Source organism: Desulfoferrobacter suflitae, assembly GCF_022603395.1.
Taxonomy (GTDB): domain Bacteria; phylum Desulfobacterota; class Syntrophobacteria; order Syntrophobacterales; family Syntrophobacteraceae; genus Desulfoferrobacter; species Desulfoferrobacter suflitae.
Window position 1 is genome coordinate 193,644 of record NZ_JAIBKA010000004.1, and the last position, 21,432, is coordinate 215,075.

28 protein-coding genes are annotated in these 21,432 nt (G+C 55.0%); 25 read left to right on the forward strand and 3 right to left on the reverse strand.

Annotation, left to right across the window (positions count from 1 at the left end; all coding sequences use genetic code 11):
* Nucleotides 1-69 precede the first annotated feature (69 nt).
* The 11 genes from ilvB (at nt 70) to coaD (ending at nt 10,741) form a co-directional block, all read left to right on the forward strand.
* Nucleotides 70-1,788, forward strand: a complete 1,719-nt coding sequence (ilvB, locus tag K1V27_RS08470) for a biosynthetic-type acetolactate synthase large subunit (protein ID WP_258929234.1) — start codon at nt 70-72, stop codon at nt 1,786-1,788.
* 9 nt (nt 1,789-1,797) lie between these two features.
* Complete coding sequence (ilvN, locus tag K1V27_RS08475) at nt 1,798-2,295, forward strand: acetolactate synthase small subunit (protein WP_435051664.1); 498 nt, start codon at nt 1,798-1,800, stop codon at nt 2,293-2,295.
* A 581-nt stretch (nt 2,296-2,876) separates the two neighbouring features.
* Nucleotides 2,877-3,881, forward strand: a complete 1,005-nt coding sequence (gene ilvC, locus K1V27_RS08480; RefSeq protein WP_258929236.1) for a ketol-acid reductoisomerase — start codon at nt 2,877-2,879, stop codon at nt 3,879-3,881.
* 76 nt (nt 3,882-3,957) lie between these two features.
* Complete coding sequence (locus K1V27_RS08485) at nt 3,958-4,623, forward strand: phosphatidylserine decarboxylase family protein (RefSeq protein ID WP_258929237.1); 666 nt, start codon at nt 3,958-3,960, stop codon at nt 4,621-4,623.
* Entirely contained in the window at nt 4,608-5,474 is an 867-nt protein-coding gene (pssA, locus tag K1V27_RS08490; RefSeq protein ID WP_258929239.1) for a CDP-diacylglycerol--serine O-phosphatidyltransferase, read from the forward strand. Before K1V27_RS08485 ends, pssA begins: the two co-directional genes overlap by 16 nt.
* 175 nt (nt 5,475-5,649) lie before the next feature.
* Entirely contained in the window at nt 5,650-6,906 is a 1,257-nt protein-coding gene (gene leuC / locus K1V27_RS08495; protein ID WP_353740553.1) for a 3-isopropylmalate dehydratase large subunit, read from the forward strand.
* A gap of 18 nt (nt 6,907-6,924) precedes the next feature.
* Nucleotides 6,925-7,440: a 3-isopropylmalate dehydratase small subunit gene (locus K1V27_RS08500; protein WP_258929242.1), complete on the forward strand. Its 516-nt coding sequence runs from the start codon at nt 6,925-6,927 to the stop codon at nt 7,438-7,440.
* Between the two features lie 49 nt (nt 7,441-7,489).
* Nucleotides 7,490-8,563, forward strand: a complete 1,074-nt coding sequence (locus K1V27_RS08505; RefSeq protein WP_258929243.1) for a 3-isopropylmalate dehydrogenase — start codon at nt 7,490-7,492, stop codon at nt 8,561-8,563.
* Nucleotides 8,564-8,603: 40 nt separating this feature from the next.
* A complete protein-coding gene (locus K1V27_RS08510; protein WP_258929245.1) occupies nt 8,604-9,623 on the forward strand; it encodes an aspartate-semialdehyde dehydrogenase in 1,020 nt (339 codons plus the stop codon).
* A 6-nt stretch (nt 9,624-9,629) separates the two neighbouring features.
* Entirely contained in the window at nt 9,630-10,205 is a 576-nt protein-coding gene (gene rsmD / locus K1V27_RS08515) for a 16S rRNA (guanine(966)-N(2))-methyltransferase RsmD (protein WP_258929247.1), read from the forward strand.
* 35 nt (nt 10,206-10,240) lie between these two features.
* Nucleotides 10,241-10,741, forward strand: coding sequence for a pantetheine-phosphate adenylyltransferase (gene coaD / locus K1V27_RS08520; protein ID WP_258929248.1), 501 nt, complete (start codon nt 10,241-10,243; stop codon nt 10,739-10,741).
* Nucleotides 10,742-10,820: 79 nt separating this feature from the next.
* Here coaD and K1V27_RS08525 read toward each other — a convergent pair whose 3' ends face one another.
* Complete coding sequence (locus tag K1V27_RS08525) at nt 10,821-11,729, reverse strand: lytic murein transglycosylase (RefSeq protein ID WP_258929250.1); 909 nt, start codon at nt 11,727-11,729, stop codon at nt 10,821-10,823.
* A gap of 375 nt (nt 11,730-12,104) precedes the next feature.
* Between K1V27_RS08525 and K1V27_RS08530 the strand changes: the two genes are divergently transcribed.
* Genes K1V27_RS08530 through K1V27_RS08560 form a run of 7 tightly spaced genes read left to right on the forward strand, consistent with a single transcriptional unit; the run spans nt 12,105 to nt 15,556 of the window.
* Nucleotides 12,105-12,332: an AtpZ/AtpI family protein gene (locus K1V27_RS08530; protein ID WP_258929251.1), complete on the forward strand. Its 228-nt coding sequence runs from the start codon at nt 12,105-12,107 to the stop codon at nt 12,330-12,332.
* A 1-nt stretch (nt 12,333) separates the two neighbouring features.
* Nucleotides 12,334-12,744 (forward strand): ATP synthase subunit I, encoded by a 411-nt coding sequence (locus K1V27_RS08535; RefSeq protein WP_258929252.1) that lies wholly within the window; start codon nt 12,334-12,336, stop codon nt 12,742-12,744.
* 12 nt (nt 12,745-12,756) lie between these two features.
* A complete protein-coding gene (gene atpB, locus K1V27_RS08540; protein ID WP_258929253.1) occupies nt 12,757-13,431 on the forward strand; it encodes a F0F1 ATP synthase subunit A in 675 nt (224 codons plus the stop codon).
* A gap of 1 nt (nt 13,432) precedes the next feature.
* The gene (gene atpE, locus K1V27_RS08545) at nt 13,433-14,164 is read left to right on the forward strand and encodes an ATP synthase F0 subunit C (RefSeq protein ID WP_258929254.1); all 732 of its coding nucleotides are present in this window, start codon (nt 13,433-13,435) and stop codon (nt 14,162-14,164) included.
* A 52-nt stretch (nt 14,165-14,216) separates the two neighbouring features.
* Nucleotides 14,217-14,468 (forward strand): ATP synthase F0 subunit C, encoded by a 252-nt coding sequence (gene atpE / locus K1V27_RS08550; protein ID WP_258929256.1) that lies wholly within the window; start codon nt 14,217-14,219, stop codon nt 14,466-14,468.
* Nucleotides 14,469-14,500: 32 nt separating this feature from the next.
* Nucleotides 14,501-14,926 carry a F0F1 ATP synthase subunit B family protein gene (locus tag K1V27_RS08555; protein WP_258929258.1) on the forward strand — a complete coding sequence of 142 codons (426 nt, stop codon included), beginning with the start codon at nt 14,501-14,503 and terminating at the stop codon, nt 14,924-14,926.
* An 18-nt stretch (nt 14,927-14,944) separates the two neighbouring features.
* A complete protein-coding gene (locus K1V27_RS08560) occupies nt 14,945-15,556 on the forward strand; it encodes a F0F1 ATP synthase subunit B (RefSeq protein ID WP_258929260.1) in 612 nt (203 codons plus the stop codon).
* A 209-nt stretch (nt 15,557-15,765) separates the two neighbouring features.
* On the opposite strand, the gene K1V27_RS08565 is transcribed toward K1V27_RS08560, so the two are convergent.
* Nucleotides 15,766-16,389 (reverse strand): cytidylate kinase-like family protein, encoded by a 624-nt coding sequence (locus tag K1V27_RS08565; protein ID WP_258929262.1) that lies wholly within the window; start codon nt 16,387-16,389, stop codon nt 15,766-15,768.
* A gap of 202 nt (nt 16,390-16,591) precedes the next feature.
* Here K1V27_RS08565 and ffh point away from each other — a divergent pair, with 202 nt between their 5' ends.
* From ffh to rplS, 7 genes are all read left to right on the forward strand, one after another.
* Nucleotides 16,592-17,944 (forward strand): signal recognition particle protein, encoded by a 1,353-nt coding sequence (gene ffh / locus K1V27_RS08570; RefSeq protein WP_258929264.1) that lies wholly within the window; start codon nt 16,592-16,594, stop codon nt 17,942-17,944.
* Nucleotides 17,945-18,159: 215 nt separating this feature from the next.
* The gene (gene rpsP / locus K1V27_RS08575) at nt 18,160-18,420 is read left to right on the forward strand and encodes a 30S ribosomal protein S16 (RefSeq protein WP_258929266.1); all 261 of its coding nucleotides are present in this window, start codon (nt 18,160-18,162) and stop codon (nt 18,418-18,420) included.
* A gap of 40 nt (nt 18,421-18,460) precedes the next feature.
* A complete protein-coding gene (locus tag K1V27_RS08580; protein ID WP_258929267.1) occupies nt 18,461-18,694 on the forward strand; it encodes a KH domain-containing protein in 234 nt (77 codons plus the stop codon).
* Nucleotides 18,687-19,226: a ribosome maturation factor RimM gene (gene rimM / locus K1V27_RS08585; protein WP_258929268.1), complete on the forward strand. Its 540-nt coding sequence runs from the start codon at nt 18,687-18,689 to the stop codon at nt 19,224-19,226. The genes K1V27_RS08580 and rimM overlap by 8 nt, the downstream gene beginning before the upstream one ends.
* The gene (gene trmD, locus K1V27_RS08590; protein WP_258929269.1) at nt 19,216-19,983 is read left to right on the forward strand and encodes a tRNA (guanosine(37)-N1)-methyltransferase TrmD; all 768 of its coding nucleotides are present in this window, start codon (nt 19,216-19,218) and stop codon (nt 19,981-19,983) included. Before rimM ends, trmD begins: the two co-directional genes overlap by 11 nt.
* A complete protein-coding gene (locus K1V27_RS08595; protein ID WP_258929270.1) occupies nt 19,976-20,560 on the forward strand; it encodes an RNA methyltransferase in 585 nt (194 codons plus the stop codon). Before trmD ends, K1V27_RS08595 begins: the two co-directional genes overlap by 8 nt.
* 52 nt (nt 20,561-20,612) lie before the next feature.
* Entirely contained in the window at nt 20,613-20,960 is a 348-nt protein-coding gene (rplS, locus tag K1V27_RS08600) for a 50S ribosomal protein L19 (protein ID WP_258929271.1), read from the forward strand.
* 265 nt (nt 20,961-21,225) lie between these two features.
* On the opposite strand, the gene K1V27_RS08605 is transcribed toward rplS, so the two are convergent.
* Entirely contained in the window at nt 21,226-21,408 is a 183-nt protein-coding gene (locus tag K1V27_RS08605) for a hypothetical protein (protein WP_258929272.1), read from the reverse strand.
* Nucleotides 21,409-21,432 lie beyond the last annotated feature (24 nt).

The window sequence follows — 21,432 nt, forward strand, 5'->3', positions numbered from 1 at the left end:
AACTGGTTGCAAACCAAAGGCCGGGATTGTTTTGCCGGTCTTTAAACTTTGGAACATTGAGGTCTTCTTATGAAACTCAAAGGCGCACAAATCTTTTTTGAATGTCTCCAGAAGGAAGGGGTGGAAGTCATTTTTGGTTTTCCGGGTGGCGCCGTCATCGACATTTACCACGAGCTCCCCAAGTATGACATTCGCCATATTTTGGTCCGCCACGAACAGGGTGCCGCGCACATGGCAGACGGTTACGCCCGGGCAACGGGCAAAGTGGGGGTGTGCCTGGTGACCTCCGGTCCCGGAGCGACCAACACGGTGACCGGGATAGCCACCGCGTACATGGATTCAGTGCCCATGGTCATTTTCACAGGACAGGTACCAACAGCGCTGATCGGCAACGACGCCTTTCAGGAAGTTGACATCGTGGGCATTTCGCGCCCGTGCACCAAGCACAACTATCTGGTGAAGCATGTGGATGACCTGGCCACGGTCATCAAGGAAGCCTTTTTTCTGGCGCGCACAGGCCGCCCCGGACCGGTCCTGGTGGATCTGCCAAAAGATGTTCTGGGTGCGCAGATCGAGTTTCGCTATCCCAAAAAGGTTGAGCTCAAAGGCTACCGTCCAACCCTCGACGCTCATCTGGGGCAGATCAAACGGGCCCACCAGGCGATCAAAAAATCCAAGCGGCCGGTCATTTACGCTGGAGGAGGGGTCATCATAGCGGAAGCCGGCGAAGAGCTGGCTCGCTTTGCCGAGCTGATCCAGGCGCCGGTGACAACCACTTTGATGGGCCTGGGCAGCTTTCCGGCCATGCTCGAAGATCCGACCGGCAGAAAAGAGCTCAACCCGTGGTGGTTGGGAATGCTTGGCATGCACGGAACGTTTCGTGCCAACATGGCTGTTTCTAACGCCGATCTGCTGATCGCCGTGGGTGCTCGATTTGATGACCGGGTGACGGGAAAAGTCAGCGGGTTTGCCCCAAAGGCGAAAATCATCCACGTGGACGTGGATCCCACCAGCATCAGCAAGAACGTGGTGGTGGATATCCCCATTGTGGGAGACTGCAAAAACGCACTGCAGAAACTCATCCAGGTGTGTGAAAAGGAACCCTTGGAAGATATTGAGCAAGCCCGGTCTGCCTGGATGGAGCAGATCCGCCAATGGAGAGAAACCTATCCACTGGCCTACAAACAGGAAGGGGACATCATCAAGCCCCAATATGTCGTCGAGAAGCTTTATGAGTTGTGCAACGGCAATGCCATTGTCACTACGGAGGTGGGCCAGAATCAAATGTGGGCGGCGCAGTATTTTCACTTCAACAAACCCCGCACCCTGTTGACCTCTGGAGGACTGGGAACCATGGGCTACGGGCTGCCGGCTGCCATTGGCGCGCAGGTCGCTTTTCCTGACCGCCTGGTGATTGATATTGCGGGCGATGGCAGCATCCAGATGAACATTCAGGAACTGATCACTGCCGTGTGTAATTGCCTGCCGGTTAAGGTGGCCATTCTCAACAACCGCTATCTCGGCATGGTGCGGCAGTGGCAGGAACTTTTCTATGACAAGAATTACTGTGCCACGTGCCTGGACGCTGCCCCGGATTTTGTCAAACTGGCAGATGCCTACGGTGCTGTCGGGCTAAGAGCAACCAGGGCGGAGGAGGTGGAGCCGGTCATTCGCGAGGCCTTTTCGATAAAAAAGCCGGTTCTTATGGAGTTTGTGGTGGCGCAGGAGGAGGGGGTTTACCCCATGGTGCCCGCTGGAAAGAACATTTCAGAAATGCTACTGGTGTAACTTATGAACATGCACAGCAACGGACAAAAACATACCATCGGTGTTGTCGTCGAAAACCGTCCGGGAGTGCTCTCGCGTGTGGCGGGCCTTTTCAGTGGACGGGGGTTTAATATTGAATGCCTCACAGTGGCCGAAACGATCGATCCGGGGCAATCACGCATCACGCTGGTGACTTCCGGAGACCAGCAGGTGCTCGAACAGATTGTCAAGCAGCTCAATAAACTCATCAATGTGATCAAGGTGATCGATTTTCGCGAGATGGAGTTCGTCAATCGCGAGATGGCGCTCATCAAGGTGCGGGCAGATCAACAAACGCGGGCGGAGATTCTGCGCATCGTCGATATCTTCCGCGCTAAGGTGGTTGACGTGAGTCCTCATTTCTACACCATTGAGGTGACCGGTGATGACGGAAAGATTGCTGCCATCCTGGAACTCCTCGGGCAGTTAGGCATTACGGAAGTGGCTCGCACCGGAAAGGTGGCCATGGCCAGAGCCAAAAAGCATTGATGTTTGGAGTGTTCTCGGTCGCAGCATCCTGTCTGGAAATCTTGCCTCCCCACAGCGCTTTGATGGAGTCCCATCCGTTGTCTTCGCTTGGAGATGGACCTCTTCCCCCCCCGGGGGGGTTGTAAAGTAGCTCGTCGGGCCCCGTGAAGATCATGTGGTAACGGAACCTGTGGGGTCACGCACGGGGGTTCCCGTGCCAGGCAGGAAGGGATCAAACAGCGTCGGTATGATTGCCGGTCGGCTCCTGGAGGTGTGTTGCGATCATTGGGAAATCGGGTCTGAGACGCTCGGACATGGGTTGATTTCCAGGTGGAAACCCGCTGGTTGTTCTCGCCAATGGAGGGAAGGTCGGGTGAGGGGTTTTCAGGTGGAAGCCGGGAGCCTGTTCGACAATTGCGCTTGCGTACTTTCGAGTCATCCCGGCGTACGCCGGAATCCAGCAACCATGAGCCTTGCCGGATTCCGACCCGGGTCGGAATGACCTGTTGACGGAATTGCCGGCCAGCCTCCTGGGTAGCGTAGCGGGCTAAAGTGGTTCAAATGAAGAAGTGTGATGCGCTCATTTCAGATGGAGGAAAGTAATGCGGATTTACTATGAAGCCGATGCGGATTTGAATGTACTGAGCGGCAAGAAGGTTGCAGTGATCGGATATGGAAGTCAGGGCCATGCGCAGGCTCAGAACCTGCGTGAAAGCGGTGTCAATGTCATTGTAGGCCAACGCCCTGGATCTGCAAATTATGAGAAAGCCGTGGAAGACGGGTTTAAACCGGTATCGGCCAGTGAGGCCGCCGCCCAGGCCGACGTCATTCAAATTCTGACCCAGGACCATGTTCAGGCTCGTCTCTATCGCGAGGATGTGGCCCCTTCCATGAAAGCCGGCAAGACCTTACTCTTTTCCCACGGTTTCAACATCCATTACGGCCAGATCGTTGCCCCGCCCGAGGTGGATGTCGTCATGGTCGCCCCCAAAGGTCCGGGGCACCTGGTTCGCAGTGAATATGTGCGGGGTGCCGGAGTCCCGAGTTTGCTTGCCGTGCATCAGGATGCCAGCGGCCAGGCTCGACAGACAGCTTTGGCCTATGGCAAAGGGATCGGTGCAACGCGGGCGGGTCTGATTGAAACTACCTTCAAGGAAGAGACCGAGACCGATCTTTTCGGGGAGCAGAGCGTTCTGTGCGGCGGTGCCGCGGAACTGGTCAAGGCGGGTTTCGATACCCTGGTGGAAGCGGGCTATCAGCCGGAGATCGCCTATTTTGAATGCATGCATGAGCTCAAGCTGATCGTGGATTTGATGTATCAAGGCGGCCTGGCATATATGCGCTATTCCATCAGTGACACGGCCGAATACGGCGACCTGACGCGCGGCAAGAGAATCGTAACCGAGGAAACAAGAGCCGCCATGAAGAAGATATTGGAGGAGGTGCAGTCGGGGGCCTTTGCCCGGGAGTGGATTTTGGAGAATCAAGCGGGACGTCCGATGTTTCGAGCGCTGCGCAATCGCGAGAAGACCCATCTGATCGAGCAGGTGGGAGCAAAGCTCAGAGCAATGATGCCCTTTCTGGATGCAAAGGTGCTGAAGGAGTAATGGACGGCAGCCGATCAGGCTGCTTCGATTGTCTGCGCAGATCGTTTCGGGCGCGTTGACAGCACAAGGAACAGCCGTGAGTTTAGAAGACTTTCGCCATAAGTCACGACATATTCCATTTGCCCGTGAGGGTATTCCATACGTTGGTGCTGCAGCTTTCGTAACGGTGATCACGGCGCTGCTCGGTCAGCCGATTTTGACCTGGCCGCTCATGATCCTGACCCTGTTTATTGGTCATTTCTTTCGTGATCCCGAACGAGTAGTACCCACCGGGGAGCGGGACGTGGTTGCGCCCGCCGATGGCAGGATAGTCGCAATCGAGAGGGTGCAGGGAAGTCGTTTTGTCGAGGGACCTGTCACAAAAATCAGTATCTTTTTGTCGATTTTCGATGTGCACGTGAATCGCATTCCCTATTCGGGTGTGGTTCATAATACCTATTATCAGAAAGGCAGGTATCTGGCCGCCAACCTGGCCAGGGCAAGCAGCGAGAATGAGCAAGCCTGGTTGTGGATCAAGACCGATACGGAACAGGACATTGTGGTGACGCAGGTGGCGGGTCTGATCGCCCGACGCATCGTATGCTGGCCCACTTTAGGGGATCGGGTGGCGCGGGGCGAACGCTACGGCATGATTCGATTCGGATCGAGGACCGATCTCTACGTGCCGGTTGACAGTGAGGTGATGGTGTCCAGAGGGGACCGTGTCTGCGGGGGAGAAACCGTACTATGTCGGCTGAAATAAAGCGCAAGCGCCCACGCAAAAAGAGGTGGCGACGTACGGAAGACGGAGAGATACCGAGAAGCACCTATATTGTCCCAAACCTCTTTACCACGGCCAATTTGTTCTCCGGTTTCTTTGGCATTGTCAATTCCATCAACGGCAATTTTCAGATGGCGGCGGTCGCCGTTTTGGTCTCGTGCGTCTTTGATATCCTCGATGGCAAAGTGGCTCGATTTACCGGAGCGACGAGCCGTTTCGGAGTGGAATACGATTCACTGGCGGACTTGGTGGCTTTTGGAGTGGGGCCCGGGATTTTGATGTATTTGTGGGCGCTCAAGCCGTTCGGGCGGCTCGGCTGGCTGGCGGCCTTTGTCTTTGTAGCGTGCGGCGCGCTTCGGCTGGCGCGATTCAATGTGCAGGTGGATACGGTCAGCAAGAGTTACTTCGTTGGATTGCCGATTCCCGGTGCTGCCAGCATGGTGGCAACCACAGTACTCTTCATACACCCCTGGCAGGTCGCTTCTTCCAGCGTATCGTCCCTGCCGCTGTTATTCACCACCTACGTTTTGGGTTTTCTCATGGTCAGCACCGTTCCCTATTACAGCTTCAAGGATCTCGAAGTGATCAAAGGCAAGGTGCTGCCCACGCTCTTTCTGGTCATTGTGTGCCTCAGTATTATTGCCGTCAAGCCCGGCATGATGCTGTTTCTGCTGCTGCTCATCTACTTGCTTTCAGGTCCCGTCATTTATCTGCTGCGGCGTTTGAAACGGGAGGAAGCAACACCCGAGGAGCACACGGAAACGGAATTGCCGGCTGATCAGGCGAACACCAATGCAGTAGAAGAAAGCCAATCGCCGGAGCCGCGCCAGTGAAGTGAATGCGCGTGGCTTGCGGTTGCGATCAACGGATTTAGGTGACAATTCTAACCCTGCAACGCAGCTCTCTTCCCTCGCTTGCCGGTGTTCCGGAGAGAAGGAGCGTCTATGACCACAGGCCGTGCAAGGAAGCTTCGTTGTAGCACTTAGTGGGAAAGCTAAAATGACGTCTATGACTATTTCCGAAAAAATTCTGGCCAAACATGCAGGTCAATCGAGTGTGCGTTCCGATGACCTGATCGAAGCCGGTATCGACTTCGCCCTCGGCAACGATATTACCGCGCCTCTGGCCATCGAGGCGTTTCGCAAATCAGGTGCCGAGCGAGTGTTTGACAGGGAACGGGTTGCGTTGATTCCGGATCATTTTGCACCAAACAAGGACATCGCCTCGGCGATGCAGATTAGAACATTGCGCGAGTTTGCCAGAGAGCAGCAGCTGGTGCACTTTTATGAAGTGGGGCGCATGGGAGTCGAACACGCTCTGTTGCCGGAACAGGGCCTGGTGCTGCCGGGGGATGTGGTGATCGGAGCGGACAGCCACACCTGCACCTATGGGGCTCTGGGAGCATTTGCCACGGGGGTGGGGAGCACGGACCTGGCGGCGGCCATGATCACCGGCAAGATCTGGTTCAAGGTGCCCGCCAGCGTCAAGTTCATATTTCGCGGCCAAAGAAGACCGTGGGTCGGAGGCAAGGACCTGATTCTTCACACCATTGGCCAAATCGGGGTAGACGGAGCTCGCTACAAAGCGATGGAGTTTGTTGGCGAAACGATAGAAGCACTGCCCATGACAGATCGCTTCACCATGTGCAACATGGCTATAGAGGCCGGTGCCAAGGTGGGTATCATTGCCCCCGATGCGGTAACGGAAGAATATGTGCGGGCCCGTGCAAAACGGCCCTATGAATTTTACCGCAGCGACGAGGATGCCGTTTATGAATCGGTCTATGACTGGGACGTATCCGCCCTGGAACCTATGGTCGCCCTGCCTCATTCGCCGCAAAATGTGAAACCGGTGACGGCGCTGCCGCAGATCCGCATCGATCAGGTGGTGGTCGGGTCTTGCACCAACGGCCGCCTTGAGGATTTGCGCCAGGCTGCCGCCGTATTGAAAGGCAAGAAGGTTGCTCCGCAGGTTCGCTGTCTGATCATTCCAGCTACCCAATGGATCTATCAACAGGCCATGCGCGAGGGACTTTTCGAAATTTTTCTGGAGGCCGAGGCCGCTGTCAGCACGCCTACCTGCGGGCCCTGTCTGGGTGGGCACATGGGAATTCTGGCGGCGGGAGAAAGAGCCGTGGCGACCACCAATCGCAATTTTGTCGGCCGCATGGGGCACGTGGAAAGTGAGGTCTATTTGAGCAACCCCGCTGTAGCGGCGGCATCAGCGATTGCCGGCCGGATTGCACATCCGGACGAAGTCCAGTAAGGCACGGGAGTACAAGCAATGAAAATTAAAGGACAAGCCTGGAAATTTGGAGACGACGTCGACACCGATGCCATCATCCCGGCACGCTATCTCAATACCACCGACCCGGCCCTGCTGGCGGCTCATTGCATGGAGGATGCGGATCCATCCTTTGCAGCCAGGGCCAAACCGGGTGATATCATCGTTGCCGGCAGGAACTTCGGATGTGGTTCTTCGCGCGAACACGCTCCCATTGCGATCAAGGGAGCGGGAGTGGGATGTGTGGTGGCACACAGTTTTGCGCGCATCTTCTACCGCAACGCGTTCAATATGGGACTGCCCATTTTGGAATGCCCGGAGGCGGCAGCATCCATCGAGGCAGGCGACCAGGTGGAGGTCGACCTGAGTCGCGGCAGTATCGTGAACCATTCCCGGCAGCAGGAATACCAAGCGCATTCGGTGCCGCCTTTCATGCGGGAGTTGCTCGAGGCCGGAGGGCTCATGGCCTACGTTGGTGCGCAACTGAGGAAGCCGAAAGGACAGCCGGCAAAGTGACCCGGGTTCAGGTTGACTTTCCAATTCAAAGAGACAGATGGGGAGATTCATGGGAGCAAATCGTAGCTATCGCATTGCAGTAATTCCTGGAGATGGTACCGGTCCTGAAGCCGTTCGCGAGGCACTGAAGGCGTTGCAGGCTGTCGCGGCCAGGGAAAATTTCACGGTGGAAGAAGTTCATTATGATCTTGGTGGGGAACGCTATCTGCGCACTCAGGAGACTCTTCCCGCGAGCGTGGTTGAAGAGCTGAGAAGGTTCGACAGTATTCTTCTGGGTGCTATCGGCCATCCCGGTGTGAAACCGGGCATTTTGGAGAAAGGGTTACTGCTGGAGCTACGCTTTCAGCTGGATCAGTACATCAACCTGCGCCCGGTCATCCTCTACCCGGGAGTGGAGACCCCGTTGAAAGACAAGAAGCCGGAGGATATTGACTTCGTTGTGGTTCGGGAAAACACCGAGGGCCTCTATGCCGGCTCGGGCGGTTTCCTGCGCAAAGGCACGGAGCATGAAGTGGCGATACAGGAGTCCATCAATACCCGAATGGGTGTCGAACGCTGCCTGCGCTTTGCCTTCGACTTCTGTCGCCGGCGCGGCAAACGCAAAAAGCTCACCCTGTGCGGCAAAACGAATGTTCTGACCTATGCATTTGATCTTTGGGAGAGGGCGTTCCACGAGGTGGGGCGGGAATATCCCGACATTGAAAAGGATTATGCCCACGTCGATGCCACGTGCATGTGGATGATCAAGAATCCGGAATGGTTCGACGTCATCGTGACGGATAACATGTTCGGCGACATCATCACCGATCTCGGTGCGATGATCCAGGGGGGCATGGGCATAGCGGCCGGTGGGAACTTGAATCCGCAGGGCGTATCCATGTATGAACCCATAGGCGGTTCGGCCCCCAAGTACACCGGCAAAAATGTCATTAATCCGCTGGCCGCCATTGCTGCGGTGCAAATGATGCTGGAACAACTGCAGGAAGCATCGGCCGGCAGACGAATCGAGCAGGCCATAAGGAAAGTGGTGTCCCGCGACATCAAGAGTCTCTCTGCCGGGCACATGGGTTACAGTACGAGTGAGGTCGGTGATCTGGTGGCCGATCACATTGCGACCCACTGACCTGAACGCTGCATCGTTTGAATCCATGGAGTTTGCTAATATGCAAGACAAAGCAGTTGATGTTGCCGTTGTAGGGGCGACCGGAGCGGTTGGCAATATGATGATCCGTGTGCTGGAAGAGCGGTCCTTTCCGGTCGGGAAGTTGAGGCTTCTGGCTTCGGCTCGCTCTGTCGGGAAAGTACTGTCATTTCATGGGCGCGGCATAGCTGTCGAAGAACTGCGCGAAGATTCTTTTGCCGGGCTGCAATTGGCCTTGTTTTCCGCCGGAGCCGGTGTGAGCAGGAAGTTTGCTCCCATTGCCGCGCAGCATGGTTGCGTGGTGGTGGACAATTCCAGCGCTTTCCGCATGGATGCGCAAATTCCGCTGATTGTCCCGGAGGTAAACCGCGAGGCCATCGATGTGAGCTCCGGGATAATTGCCAATCCCAATTGTTCCACGATTCAGATGGTCGTGGCGCTGAAACCGATCTATGATGCGGCCGGCATCAAGAGGATTATAGTGACGACCTTTCAGGCTGTTTCGGGGACCGGCCAGAAAGCCATCGAGGAACTGCGCCGGCAGGTGAAGGCACTGAACAGCGGGGAACAGGCCAGCTGGCAGGTCTATCCGCATCAGATCGCGTTCAATTGTTTGCCTCATATAGGGGCGTTCCTGGACAATGGATACACCGAAGAAGAGATGAAAATGGTCAACGAGACCAGGAAAATCTTCAATGATGAGCGGATTGGAGTGGCCGCGACCACCGTCAGGGTGCCCGTCTACTACGGCCATTCGGAGTCGGTCAACATTGAAACCAGACGCCCCGTAACCGTTGACAGGGTGCGTCAACTGCTCTCTTCCGCCCCCGGTGTCAAGCTCATTGATGAGCCATCCGAAAAACTTTATCCCATGCCCATTGACTGCGCAGGTCAAGATGACACGCTGGTGGGACGAATTCGCAAGGATCCGTCGGTGGAAAATGGACTGTGCCTGTGGGTGGTGGCGGACAATATCAGAAAGGGAGCTGCGACCAATGCAGTCCAAATCGCTGAGGTTTTGGTCGAACGGGGCTTGATATAGACGACAATGCGCATTGTGGCCGGCGAATTTCGTGGCAGGCGTTTGCATGCTCCCAAGGGTATGAGCATCCGCCCCACGAGTGATCGAGTGCGGGAAGCGATCTTCAATATTGTCGGGCCACGCCTGCAAAATGTCAGGGTCCTGGACCTGTTCGCCGGCACTGGAGCTTTAGGCTTGGAAGCCCTCAGTCGAGGAGCTGCCCAGGCCGTTTTTGTTGATGACGCGGCGGAAGCGATTCGACTCATTTCGGTCAATATCAAGATCTGTGGGGTGCAGGAGCGCGCCTTGGTGGTGCGGGGAGCCGTCGGCAGGGTGCTGGACAGGCTCGTGAGGCATGGGCAAAAGGAGCCGTTCGACAAGTTTCAGATGGTGTTCCTGGATCCTCCCTATGGACATGGGCACGTAGAGAAAACCCTCGGTCTGTTGGATCGACTGACGGCACAGGATGCTCTGGTGGTGGCCGAACATCATACCAAAGACCTCGTGCCTGCGAGATGGGGCGATTGGGTGCTGGGCCAACAACGAAAATATGGTGCTACCATAGTCTCTTTTTATATGAAGGATGTTCTCCAACCAGCATAAAAATCAGGGGCACATGGAGCTGAAAAGGAGTGTTTATGGATAAGGTGGCGGTCTATCCCGGTTCGTTTGATCCGATCACCAATGGTCATCTTGATTTGCTGGATCGCGGCTTGAAGATATTCGACAAAATTATTGTTGCTATTGCGAAAAATCCCGCTAAACAACCGGTGTTTAGTTTTGAGGAGCGGCTCCGCATGATCGAGGAGTCCCTTCGGGATCACCCGCTCAACGATCGACTGAAGGTCGACGCCTTTCAGGGGCTGCTGGTCGATTACGTCGGACGGGTTAATGCCCGGGCTATTTTGCGAGGACTGCGTGCCATCAGCGATTTCGAGTATGAATTTCAAATGGCCTTGATGAACCGCAAGCTGAGCAATGAAATTGAGACTCTCTATCTGATGACGGGCATGCGGTGGATTTACATCAGTTCCCGCATCATCAAAGAGGTCGTCATGTCGGGCGGCTGCGTCAGCGGGTTGGTGCCGGAGCCGGTGGAAAAAATGCTGGCGGAGCGTCTGGGACCCTCGATTTCGTAAAGCGCCACACAATCAACTAGCCAACCTGCACCCTTGCAAGTCCGCTGCATTTCGGACACTCTATGGTGTAGAGCCGTACTCAGCCCGCATCTTGCTGCAACCTGCCGGCTATTCCCAGGATGGTGTCCACGTAAGGTTGACTGTGGTTGTAAGCGTAGATGACTTTTTCCTTTTGAGCTCGGTCTCCGTAGTCTTTCCAGCCGTGGGCGGACAGGTAACTGGCCACACTGACTATGGCATCCCTGGGATCAAACAGATCAACGTATCCGTCGCCATTGCCGTCAGCTCCGTGCTGAACCAGGCTGGATGGCAGAAATTGCGGCCAGCCAATGGCACCCATCAACGATCCCTTAAAAGATCGTATCCTGGAAGGCTCCCCATCGGCCCAGGTGAGCAGCGCATGGAGCTCCCCGTAGGCCCATTTGGATCGTTGCACAAGCTTTTTGTCAAAGGCTTCACGCCCCCAACGTTTTTGATCTTTTGCAGAGAGCAGATTCCATACGATGTCCCGATAGCTCTTGCGATCCATTACGGCGAATGTGGATAGAATATTGAGGGTAGGGGTGAAGCCGGTGTAACTGCCGAAACGGGTTTCCACCGACAGGATGGCGACGATGACGCACTTGTCCACGCCATACGCTCTTTCGGCATCGCTGAGTATTGGGCCGTAGGTGCGCATGAATTGTCTTGCTTTCGCCATAGCCGCCGGTTGCAGGAACTGCTTGTAGTTGAGCTTGCTCTCGCGGATTCGCAGAGTGCTTGCCACCGTTTCGAACAACGGTGACGGATTCGCTTGATAGACCCTCATGACAAAATCGGGCGCAAAACCGTCCTGAACGAGTTTCTGCTGAAGCGGGCGGAAAAATCCCTGGGCGCCATACCCGCTCGAGCAACAGCCGAGCGCCAGTGAAGCCGTCACAACCAATGTCAGAACCCTGCAGCGCAGACCGAGACCGGCGTCGCCTGGGGTCAACTTGAAGGCTGTCATCAAAAGTGTACCTCCGGAAGGATAGCTTTAACCGTTGTGATACGCGGGACGGTTGCTCCAGGGGGATGGTTCCGGGGCAGCCGACGGTTAGACTTATCATAAGTCCCGATTCATGTGCAAACGACTTTGTGCCCGGCCGTCTCTCGGGGATGCGTTTTGCGTTTTCTTTCACTAGCCTGCTTCGGCCCGTTGCCTCGGCAGCCGTCTGCGCACAAAGCACCAGGCGCCGTGGTGCAGGCTGTCCGCCCCGCCGCGGGGCATGGGGGACCTGCCAAAAAAGATCGGTAAAGAAACGGCGTTCAACAAAGAAAATATTTCACAAAGAGACGAAGACGTGCTACAAGGTATCCGTCTTTAGGAGTGGGCGAATTTTCCATGAGTGACGAGTTTAAAAAGAGGCGTGATTTCGTGGAGTATCTCGCTCTAGTCAGTCAGGTGGGGCTGACTATGGCGGGTTCCATCCTCTTCTGCTTCATGATTGGGTACTTTTTGGACAAATGGTTGCACAGCCGTGGTATAATCCTTGTCATCTTTATCTTGCTGGGAATCCTTGGGGGAGCAATCACCGTTTACCGCCAGATCACGCATTTGCCTAAGGAATAACATGACGGACGACAGTCAGCAGGACATAACCGGCTTACGCCAGTTCCAGCGGCAACTTGCGCGCAAGGCATTTGGAGCTTGCGTTGTGGTGGCTGTGCTGCTTTTTGCCGTCGGTTACAAGCCGGCGGCTCGAGGTCTGCTGCTGGGCTCCCTGTTCAGTGTGTTCAACTTCGTGATCATGGCTCATGTCTTGCCCCGCCAGCTGGGGTATGCCCGCCGCAAAGCAACAGCCTTTGCTTTCGGCTCCGTCCTTGTGCGGTTTGGTCTGTTGGCACTGCCGCTCATCATCGCTTTCAAGTTCGATTCGTTTAACTGGATAACGGCTGCGGTCGGTCTGTTCGCTGTGCCCCTGGCCATTTTGATAGACCAGGTGATCCTGCAGCGTTTTTACCCAAACAGAGTGCATCCATAGCAGAGGGAAGCCATGGAGGAATTAGGGAAGATTTCGGTTTGGTCCGTAGATGTGGCGGGATTGCATCTTGTTTTCAATCTAACCACCATTTACATGACCCTTTCGGTCATGGGCATCCTCATCCTATTTGCCTTTCTGGCAACGCGCAACAAGGGAATTGTGCCCAATACCTTTCAAGTCATTGCGGAGATCTTTGTGGATGCATTTTGGAAGCTGACCAGAGATGCCCTCGACGAGGATATGGCAAAGACCTATTTCCCCATGATTTGTGCCATGTTCATGTTTCTGCTGCTGTGCAACTGGATTGGCATATTGCCGTTTATGGATGAGCCCACCAAAGACCTGAACACGACTCTGGGCCTGGGCATCATGGGTTTCTTTATTGCACATTATGCAGGCATCCGCACCAAGGGCTTTAAGGGTTACGTGAAAGAATACTTTCAGCCCATCTTTTTCATGATGCCGCTGAATGTGATCGGCGAGATCGCCAAGGTGGTCTCCATCTCATTTCGTCTTTACGGGAACATCATGGGAGGCTCCATCATTATACTGGTGGTCTCCTACCTAGTCTATGGACTCATTATCCCACCCTTTTTATATGCGTTCTTTGGCTTATTTGTCGGGACGGTACAGGCATTCGTTTTTACAATGTTAACCTTGGTCTATATCTCGGTGCAGGTAAAATAGTATGGCATGGGAGCAAATTGAGTGGGTTAAGGCGGCTTCTGGTCTGGGAGCAGGGTTATCGGTCGGCTTTGCCGCCATAGGGGCTGCCATTGGGGAAGGCTATGCGGCAGGCAAAGCAAATCAGACGCTCTCCTATCGTCCAGGCGTTTCGGGAGAAATTCTGAAGACCATGCTGGTGGGACAGGCAGTAGCGGAAACAGCGGGTATCTTTGGGTTGGTGATTGCAATGCTGATGCTCTTCAGCCCGGCGGCCGGCAAGCCTGTGCTGACGGGCTGGGCCTATTTGGGTGCCGGTTTATCCATGGGACTCTCCGCCATCGGCTGTGGCATCGGTGCCGGACTGCCGGCCGGCAGCGCCTGCACGGGTATCGGGCGACAGCCCAGAGCCAGTGGGCAGTTGACGACCCTGATGCTGATTGGGGCGGGTGTCGCCCAATCCACCGCCATATATGGCTTTCTGATCGCCCTGCTGCTGCTGTTCAAATCACTGCCGGAAGCGATGAATTGGGTGGCGGCGTGTACCTTGCTGGGTGCTGGGTTCGCCATGGGCTTTGGCGGTATCGGACCGGGCATCGGCGAGGGGATTGCGGCCCAGAATGCAGTGACAAGCATCGCCCGCAACCCCGAGAACACGGGACTGATGACGCGTACCATGCTGGTTGGTCAGGCGGTGGCGGAATCCACCGGCATATACTCTCTGGTTATTGCTTTGTTGCTGGTATTGAGCACTTAAGCGGCGACAGTTGACAGGTGCAACAAATTACTTACAAGGAGGATTTTTGGGTATGGAAATCACGGGTGCCGATTTTGTTCGTGGGTTAGCGTTGTTGGGTGCTGGTCTTGCGATGGGCTTGGGCGCTATCGGGCCGGGAGTTGGGGAAGGCTACGCTGCAGGCAAGGCCTGTGAAGCGATTGGCCGCAAACCGGAGGAAGCCGGACTTCTGACCCGCACCATGCTGGTTGGTCAGGCAGTCAGTGAATCGACCGGTATCTACTCGCTGGTTGTCGCCTTACTGCTCATGTTTGTGGTCAAATAGATATCTGTTAGTAGGAACAAGGGAAAGAACCGATGATCAGCTTAAATGCAACGCTATTCGTTCAGGTCGCTTTGTTCCTGATCCTGCTTTTCATTTTGAATCGCATGATGATTCAACCGCTTCACCGCCTGATTTTGGAGCGCGAGGAACACTTCAAGGAAAAGCGGGAGCAGCTGAATGCCGTGCAGGAGGAAATCCGTCGACTGGCGGATGAGTATGAGGCGCGGCTGCGCTTGGCGGAACGTGAAGCCCGCGAAAGCCAGCTGGCTCTGCGCAAGGTTGCAGGCGATGAGGCACGGGGCCTGGTGGTCAGCACTCAAGAGCAAATTGCGGCCATCCACGAAAAGGTGCGTGTGGAGGTGGCTCAGGAACTTGCCAGAGCGCGGCAGACGATTGCGCAGCAGGCCGAGCTGCTGGCTATGAGTGTTACCCGCAAGGTTCTGGGCCGAGAAGTTTAGAGGATAGGGGAGAGCGCCATGTTGCTTTTCAGGAAGGCTCGTTTAGGGCTGGGAACGGCATTTGCTTGCCTGTTGTTGGCAATTCCATGTTTTGCCGCCGAAGGAGGGGGAATCAATCGGGCTACATGGGACTTTGCCATGCGGATTGTGAACTTCGCAATCCTGGCTTTGGTTATCTATAAGTATGGTAAGGATCCGCTGGTCAAATTTCTTGCCGGCAAACGCTCCAGCGTGGTTCTCTCCCTGCAGGAACTCGACAAAGAAAAAGAATATCTGGCCCAGCAGCACGATGAACAGGTCAGATCCCTTGCGACCATAGATGAAAAGATCAAGAGCATTCAAGACTATTATCATCAGCTTGGGCAGGACGAAAAACGCAAAATTATGGAGCGGACCGAAATACATAGAAACCAGATGTTGGAGGATGCCAGGCTGCGCGCGGACAGGGAAATTGAGAAGGCCAAGAGCCAGTTTCGTGCAGAGGTGGTAGAAATGGCTCTGGAGCTTGCCGAAGGGCGTATTCGCCAAAATATCACGGTGGCGGATGACAGAAATCTGGTGGAAGACTATATCAGCCAGCTTGCCGCTCTGCGAGGTCATTCACCGTCCAATGGGAGCAGTGCCGGGTAAGTGTACCTGCGTTGGCGCCGTTAGCGAATAACAGGGCCCTTTGATGAGTCGATCAAAGGGCCTTCGTCATTTCGTGCAGGCCTTCTCAACCACGCTCATTGCGGCGACCGTCGGAAGTCAAGAAGCGGAGCAACCCGCTGAAAGCCTGCTGCATGAATGATGTTGCTCCGCCAAGAGGGAAGCTTCCGGTCCGAATCGTTTTCTGCAGCCTAGGCATTCATCTGCTTGCTGACATACTCGGTGATCATTTTGAGGGCTTCGGCCGTATTCACTTTAGTGAGATTCAGGGTCATGTGATAGAGATGCGGATCATTCACCGAGCGATCAAAATAATGTTCGATATAACCCCCTTTTTCCCTGTCCTCCCGTTCAATATATTCCTGCGCGGCCCGCTCATCGAGCCTGGGATGATTTTCCCGGACGAGGGCAATACGGTCGGGAAGATCTTTCACAATGCGTAGATGGAGTGTGTTGGGGTGGTGTTCCAGGATGCACTGGCCGCCCCATCCCAATATGATCACATTGCCTTCGGCGGCGACCTGCAGAACCAGCTTGGTCGTCACATCATAATAGGATCGGTCGTCGAGACGCCCGTAGGTCCGATCGACTACCTTTTTTACCGTATGGGAAGTGTATCTGTCCAGGAAGCGCAAGAGTTTGGAGCCGCTATTCTTTTCAAATAGAGTTGCTTCGCTCTCAGAGATGTTCAGATCCTCTGCCACTTGAGCGACCAGTTCCTTCTCGAGAACTGAGTAGCCTAGTTGCTCCCCCAACTTTCGCGCAAACAGTCTACCGCCTGAGGCGAATTCTCTGCTGATCGTGATCACTGCCATGGTGGGTCTCCTTGTCGCTTGAGTATGCTCGCTTTTTGCTGCAAAAACTGACAATATTCAAAAACCGGCAAACGAATCAAAATGGAATGGCGATTTTGGGCGCTCCTTTGCCTTTCTTGACATGCGCAGGTAAGCTATATAGCATGCAAAGTTCCAACGTGGAACGATAAAACCAAAAAAATTACAACGGCTGGTGGACGCTATGTTTGAAAATCTTTCGGATAAGTTTCAACGCATATTCAAACATCTCCGGGGGCAGGGCAAGCTCACCGAGGAGAATATCCGTGAGGCTCTCCGGGAAGTCCGTATGGCACTCCTGGAAGCGGACGTACACTTCAAGGTTGCCAAGGAATTTGTGGCGGGCATCGCGGATCGTGCCGTGGGCCAGGAAGTCATGGGAAGTCTGACGCCCGGTCAGCAGGTGATAAAAATCGTTAACGAAGCTCTCACGGAACTGATGGGTGGAAAAGCAGAGCCACTCAAACTCACGGGTAAAATCCCGGTTCCTGTTATGCTGGTGGGGTTGCAGGGTTCGGGTAAGACCACCACAGCGGCAAAACTGGCCAGGAAGATGGCGCACGAAAAACGCCGCCCCTGTCTTGTGCCGGCCGATGTTTATCGCCCTGCGGCAATCGACCAATTGCTGACCCTGGCCGCCCAGCTGGGACTGCCCGCGTATTCATCCAGAGTGGATCAACGGCCCGAAGAAATCGCCCGCCAAGCCATTCTTTACGCCCGGCAGGAAAACTGTGACACTCTCATCGTTGATACCGCCGGCCGTCTCCATGTGGACGCTGAATTGATGAGTGAACTGGGGCGCCTCAGGGAGATTTTGGAACCGGCCGAGACCCTTCTGGTGGCGGATGCCATGACAGGCCAGGATGCCGTTGCCGTGGCGGCCGCCTTCAATGAATCTCTGGCCATCTCCGGCGTTGTTCTGACCAAGCTGGACGGCGACGCACGCGGCGGTGCCGCCCTTTCCATTCGAGCCGTGACCGGTTCCCCCATCAAGTATGTCGGGGTGGGTGAAAAACTCGATGCGCTGGAAGTCTTTCATCCCGACCGAATGAGCTCGAGGATTCTCGGCATGGGCGATGTTCTCTCCGTCATCGAAAAGGCCCAGGAGGCCTTCGATGAAAAAGAGGCCCTGCAACTGGCGCAAAAATTTAAAGAGAACACGTTCACCCTGGAAGACTTTCGCAATCAGTTGAGACAGATTAAAAAGCTGGGTTCCCTGGAGCAGATTTTGGGAATGCTGCCGGGCATGGGCATGATGAAAGAGCTGAAAAAAATGAAAGTGGATGAACGTGAATTTGTCCGCATGGAAGCGATCATCAACTCCATGACCTTGGGTGAGCGGAAGAATGCGGATCTGATCAATGCCAGCCGCCGCCGTCGTATAGCCAGTGGCAGCGGCACCACGGTTCAGGACGTCAACCGACTGCTCAAAAGCTACGAGGAATCGCGCAGGATGATGCGCCAGATGATGGGCGCAGGGGGTACCAAAAAGAAGAAGGGGAAAGGGCGCCGCAAGAGAGCATTTTTCCCTTTTTAATTGGTGTAAAATAAGGTATACGAAACAATTCGAAAGTTTCCATACGGAACCGAGAATTATTGTTTGTTTAGAAAAATCAATAGATTGGCTGCTAAAATCAAAATTCCTTGTCAGACCATTGACCAGGTGATTTTGGGTTTGTGGGTCATCCAGTTGAGTCAGTGAGTTAGTATAAATTTTTCAACTGCTACTTTTTGGGAGGTAGAACGCAGATCATGCCAGTACGTATTCGGTTAGCTCGTCGCGGAAGAAAGAAGAGGCCGTTTTACAAGATTGTCGTCGCACATTCGGATTCGCCCCGGGATGGACGTTTTATCGAGAGCATCGGCAGCTATAATCCGCTGATGGAGCCGGAAGCAGTCACAATCGACACCCATCGGTTTCAATATTGGCTTGAGCAGGGCGCCGAACCTACAGACACGGTACGCAGCCTGTTGCGAAAGCACGGTTCGCCCGAGGTTACTCAGGCTTCCTAAGCAGCAAATCCCACGCGGCGCAGGAAATCAGGAGGTCACCATGTTGAAGGAATTGATCGAGTTTATGGCGCGGGCTTTGGTAGATCATCCGGAAAGGGTGAAGGTTTCGGAAATAGCGGGTGAACAAACCTCGGTGATCGAACTTCGCGTAGCTAAAGAGGATTTAGGCAAGGTCATCGGCAAGCAGGGACGTACTGCTCGGGCAATGCGCACCATCTTGAGCGCTGCATCCACCAAACTGAGAAAAAGGGCCGTTCTGGAAATCATTGAGTAAGGTTACGGAAAATGTTCGTCGAGTTGCGGTAGGTAAGATCAGCCGGGTTCACGGAGTGCGTGGTGCCGTTAAGATCTACCCCTATGGTGACAGCCTGGGAGAGCAAAAGGCCGGCGATAGGCTGTACCTGAGCGACACCGTCGAAGGTGGTGAAGAAAACGCCTTGACGGTTGTGGATCTCCGGCGGCAGCAAAGGCAGTTCATAGGTCGATTCCGAGAAATAACCAGCCTCGAAGAGGCCGCAAGGGTCACAGGCGAACAGCTCTTTCTCCCGGAAAGTCGGCTCTCGCCCACCTCCGAGGGAGAATACTACTATTTTCAGCTCATTGGTCTGAAGGTCGAAACCCCGGGCGGCAAGAAACTCGGAGAGCTCACTGGCATCATAGAAACCGGGGGCAACGACGTTTATGTCGTGCGGACTCAGGATGACGAATGGCTCATTCCTGCCGTGGAGGATACGGTCCTGGAGGTCAATCTGAAACTGGGAGTGATGATTGTCGACCCACCGGAAGGTTTGATCGATGATCTTTGACATATTGACGCTTTTCCCCCGGATGTTTGCCGGGCCGCTGGGAGAAAGCATTGTCGGCAAAGCTGCAGAGCGGGGCATGATTCAGGTTCGAGTGCACAACATCCGGGATTATGCCGCCGGCAAACATCAGATTACAGATGATCGCCCTTTCGGCGGCGGTGAGGGGATGGTCATGAAGCCCGAGCCCATCATGCGGGCCGTGGACCAGCTGAAAGCCGAAGAACCCCGGCCCTGGGTGGTGCTGCTGAGCCCCCAGGGGAAATTGTTCCAGCAGGAAACGGCTTGGAAGTTCAGTGCGATGCCTCGCCTCGTTCTCATTTGCGGGCGTTACGAAGGGGTGGATGAACGCGTGGCGGCGTACGCGGTCGACGAGGAACTTTCCATTGGCGATTATATTCTTTCGGGGGGCGAGTTGGCTGCGATGGTGGTGATTGACGCCGTTACCCGGTTGATCCCCGGGGTGCTGGGAAACGCTGCATCCGTCAGAGTGGAAACCTTTTCCGAAGTTGCTCTGGAGTTCCCGCAATACACCCGACCACAGGAATTTCGCGGCCATAAAGTTCCCGCTGTGCTGCTCTCCGGCAATCATCGAAAGATCCGTGAGTGGCGGCGTGGTCAGGCGCTTTTTCGAACCAAGTTGCGGCGTCCCGATCTGTTCGCGCGACTGCGCTTGAGTGCAGACGACCTGAAATTTTTGCAGACGGCCGAAAATCAGTCCGCACAGCCGGCCGACGAAATGGACTGTGCCGATGGCTGAGGAGGGAGCTCCGCTGTATGTGGCGCTGGTGCACTATCCAGTTCTCAACCGCAAGGGCGATACCATAGCGTCAGCCATCACGAATCTGGATCTGCATGACTTGGGACGTCTGGTTTGTACCTTTGGAGTTCCCGCATGTTACATCGTAACCCCCTTGGCGGATCAGCAGCTTTTGGCGCAGCGGGTGCTGCACCATTGGCTGGTGGGTGTCGGCAAAAAACTGCATCCGGATCGAGAGCGGGCCCTGAGACGTCTGCGGGTGGTGGCAAGCATACGGTCGGCACAGGAGGACATCCATTTGCGCTGGGGGACGCAGCCCCGGGTTTGGGCGACGAGTGCCAAAGGCCGGGCTGACGGTTTAACCATGCGCCATGCCCGCCGGCTCTTGCAGGAAGATTCCGCACCCTGCCTGTTGTTGCTCGGGACGGGATGGGGCTTGGCGCCATCGGTTTTGGAAGGGGCAGACGGGATATTGGAAACCATTAAGGGAGTGAACGGGTATAACCATTTGTCCGTGCGATGTGCGGCGGCCATTTTGCTGGACCGCCTCCTCGTCAGGGACAGATCGCTGGATTGATCCGGTGGCGCAGGCAAAGAGGCTTCCGGGCAATAAGAATGGAGGTTTGACAATGTCTAAGGGATTGGTTGAGAGTATTGAACGGGATTACATGCGCACCGACATTCCTCCCTTTCGCGTGGGAGACAGTGTGAAGGTGCATGTGAAAATCCGCGAGGGAGAAAAAGAGCGCATCCAGGTCTTTGAGGGGGTGGTGATTCGGCATCACCGCGGCAAGGCGGGCGCCAGCTTTACAGTCCGCAAGGTTTCTTACGGGGTGGGGGTGGAAAGGATTTTTCCGCTCCATTCCCCGCGTATCGACAAAATAGAATTACTGCGTCGTGGCCGTGTAAGGCGATCCAGGTTGTACTACCTGCGCGAGCGCGTTGGCAAGGCAGCCCGCATCAAGGAAAAGCGCTGATGCCACCTGAATCGATTGCGGTTGGGGGCATTCTTATGGCGATTGGTTCCGGGTGCTCCCGCCGTCTGCCCGTCGGTTGTGCAGACTTTTGGTCGGAAAACGGCTGCTTTCCCGGGAATATCGTGGGAGCTTCGTGCCAATCCATATAACAAGGTCCGGGTCACTGACCCGGACCTTGTTATATGGCTCCGGGTCCGATCGGGTTGCGGCCGGAAAGCAAAACGCGCCGGCAGGACAGCCGTTAAACATCTTGCTTTCATCGCAGCTACAAATTTCTGACAGATTCAGTCCCGCCGATGAACTTGTTCAACTGATCAATCAGGGTTCCCTGATGCTCAAAGCACAATTCACACAGATCCAGATGATCCAGAAAGGCGGTGATGTTCAACCCTTCCTGCATCTTGATGCCGAGTTGAACCAGGTTCTGGCCGCACACAAGTTCTATCATTACGCCTCGTTCCTCTCCTCGACA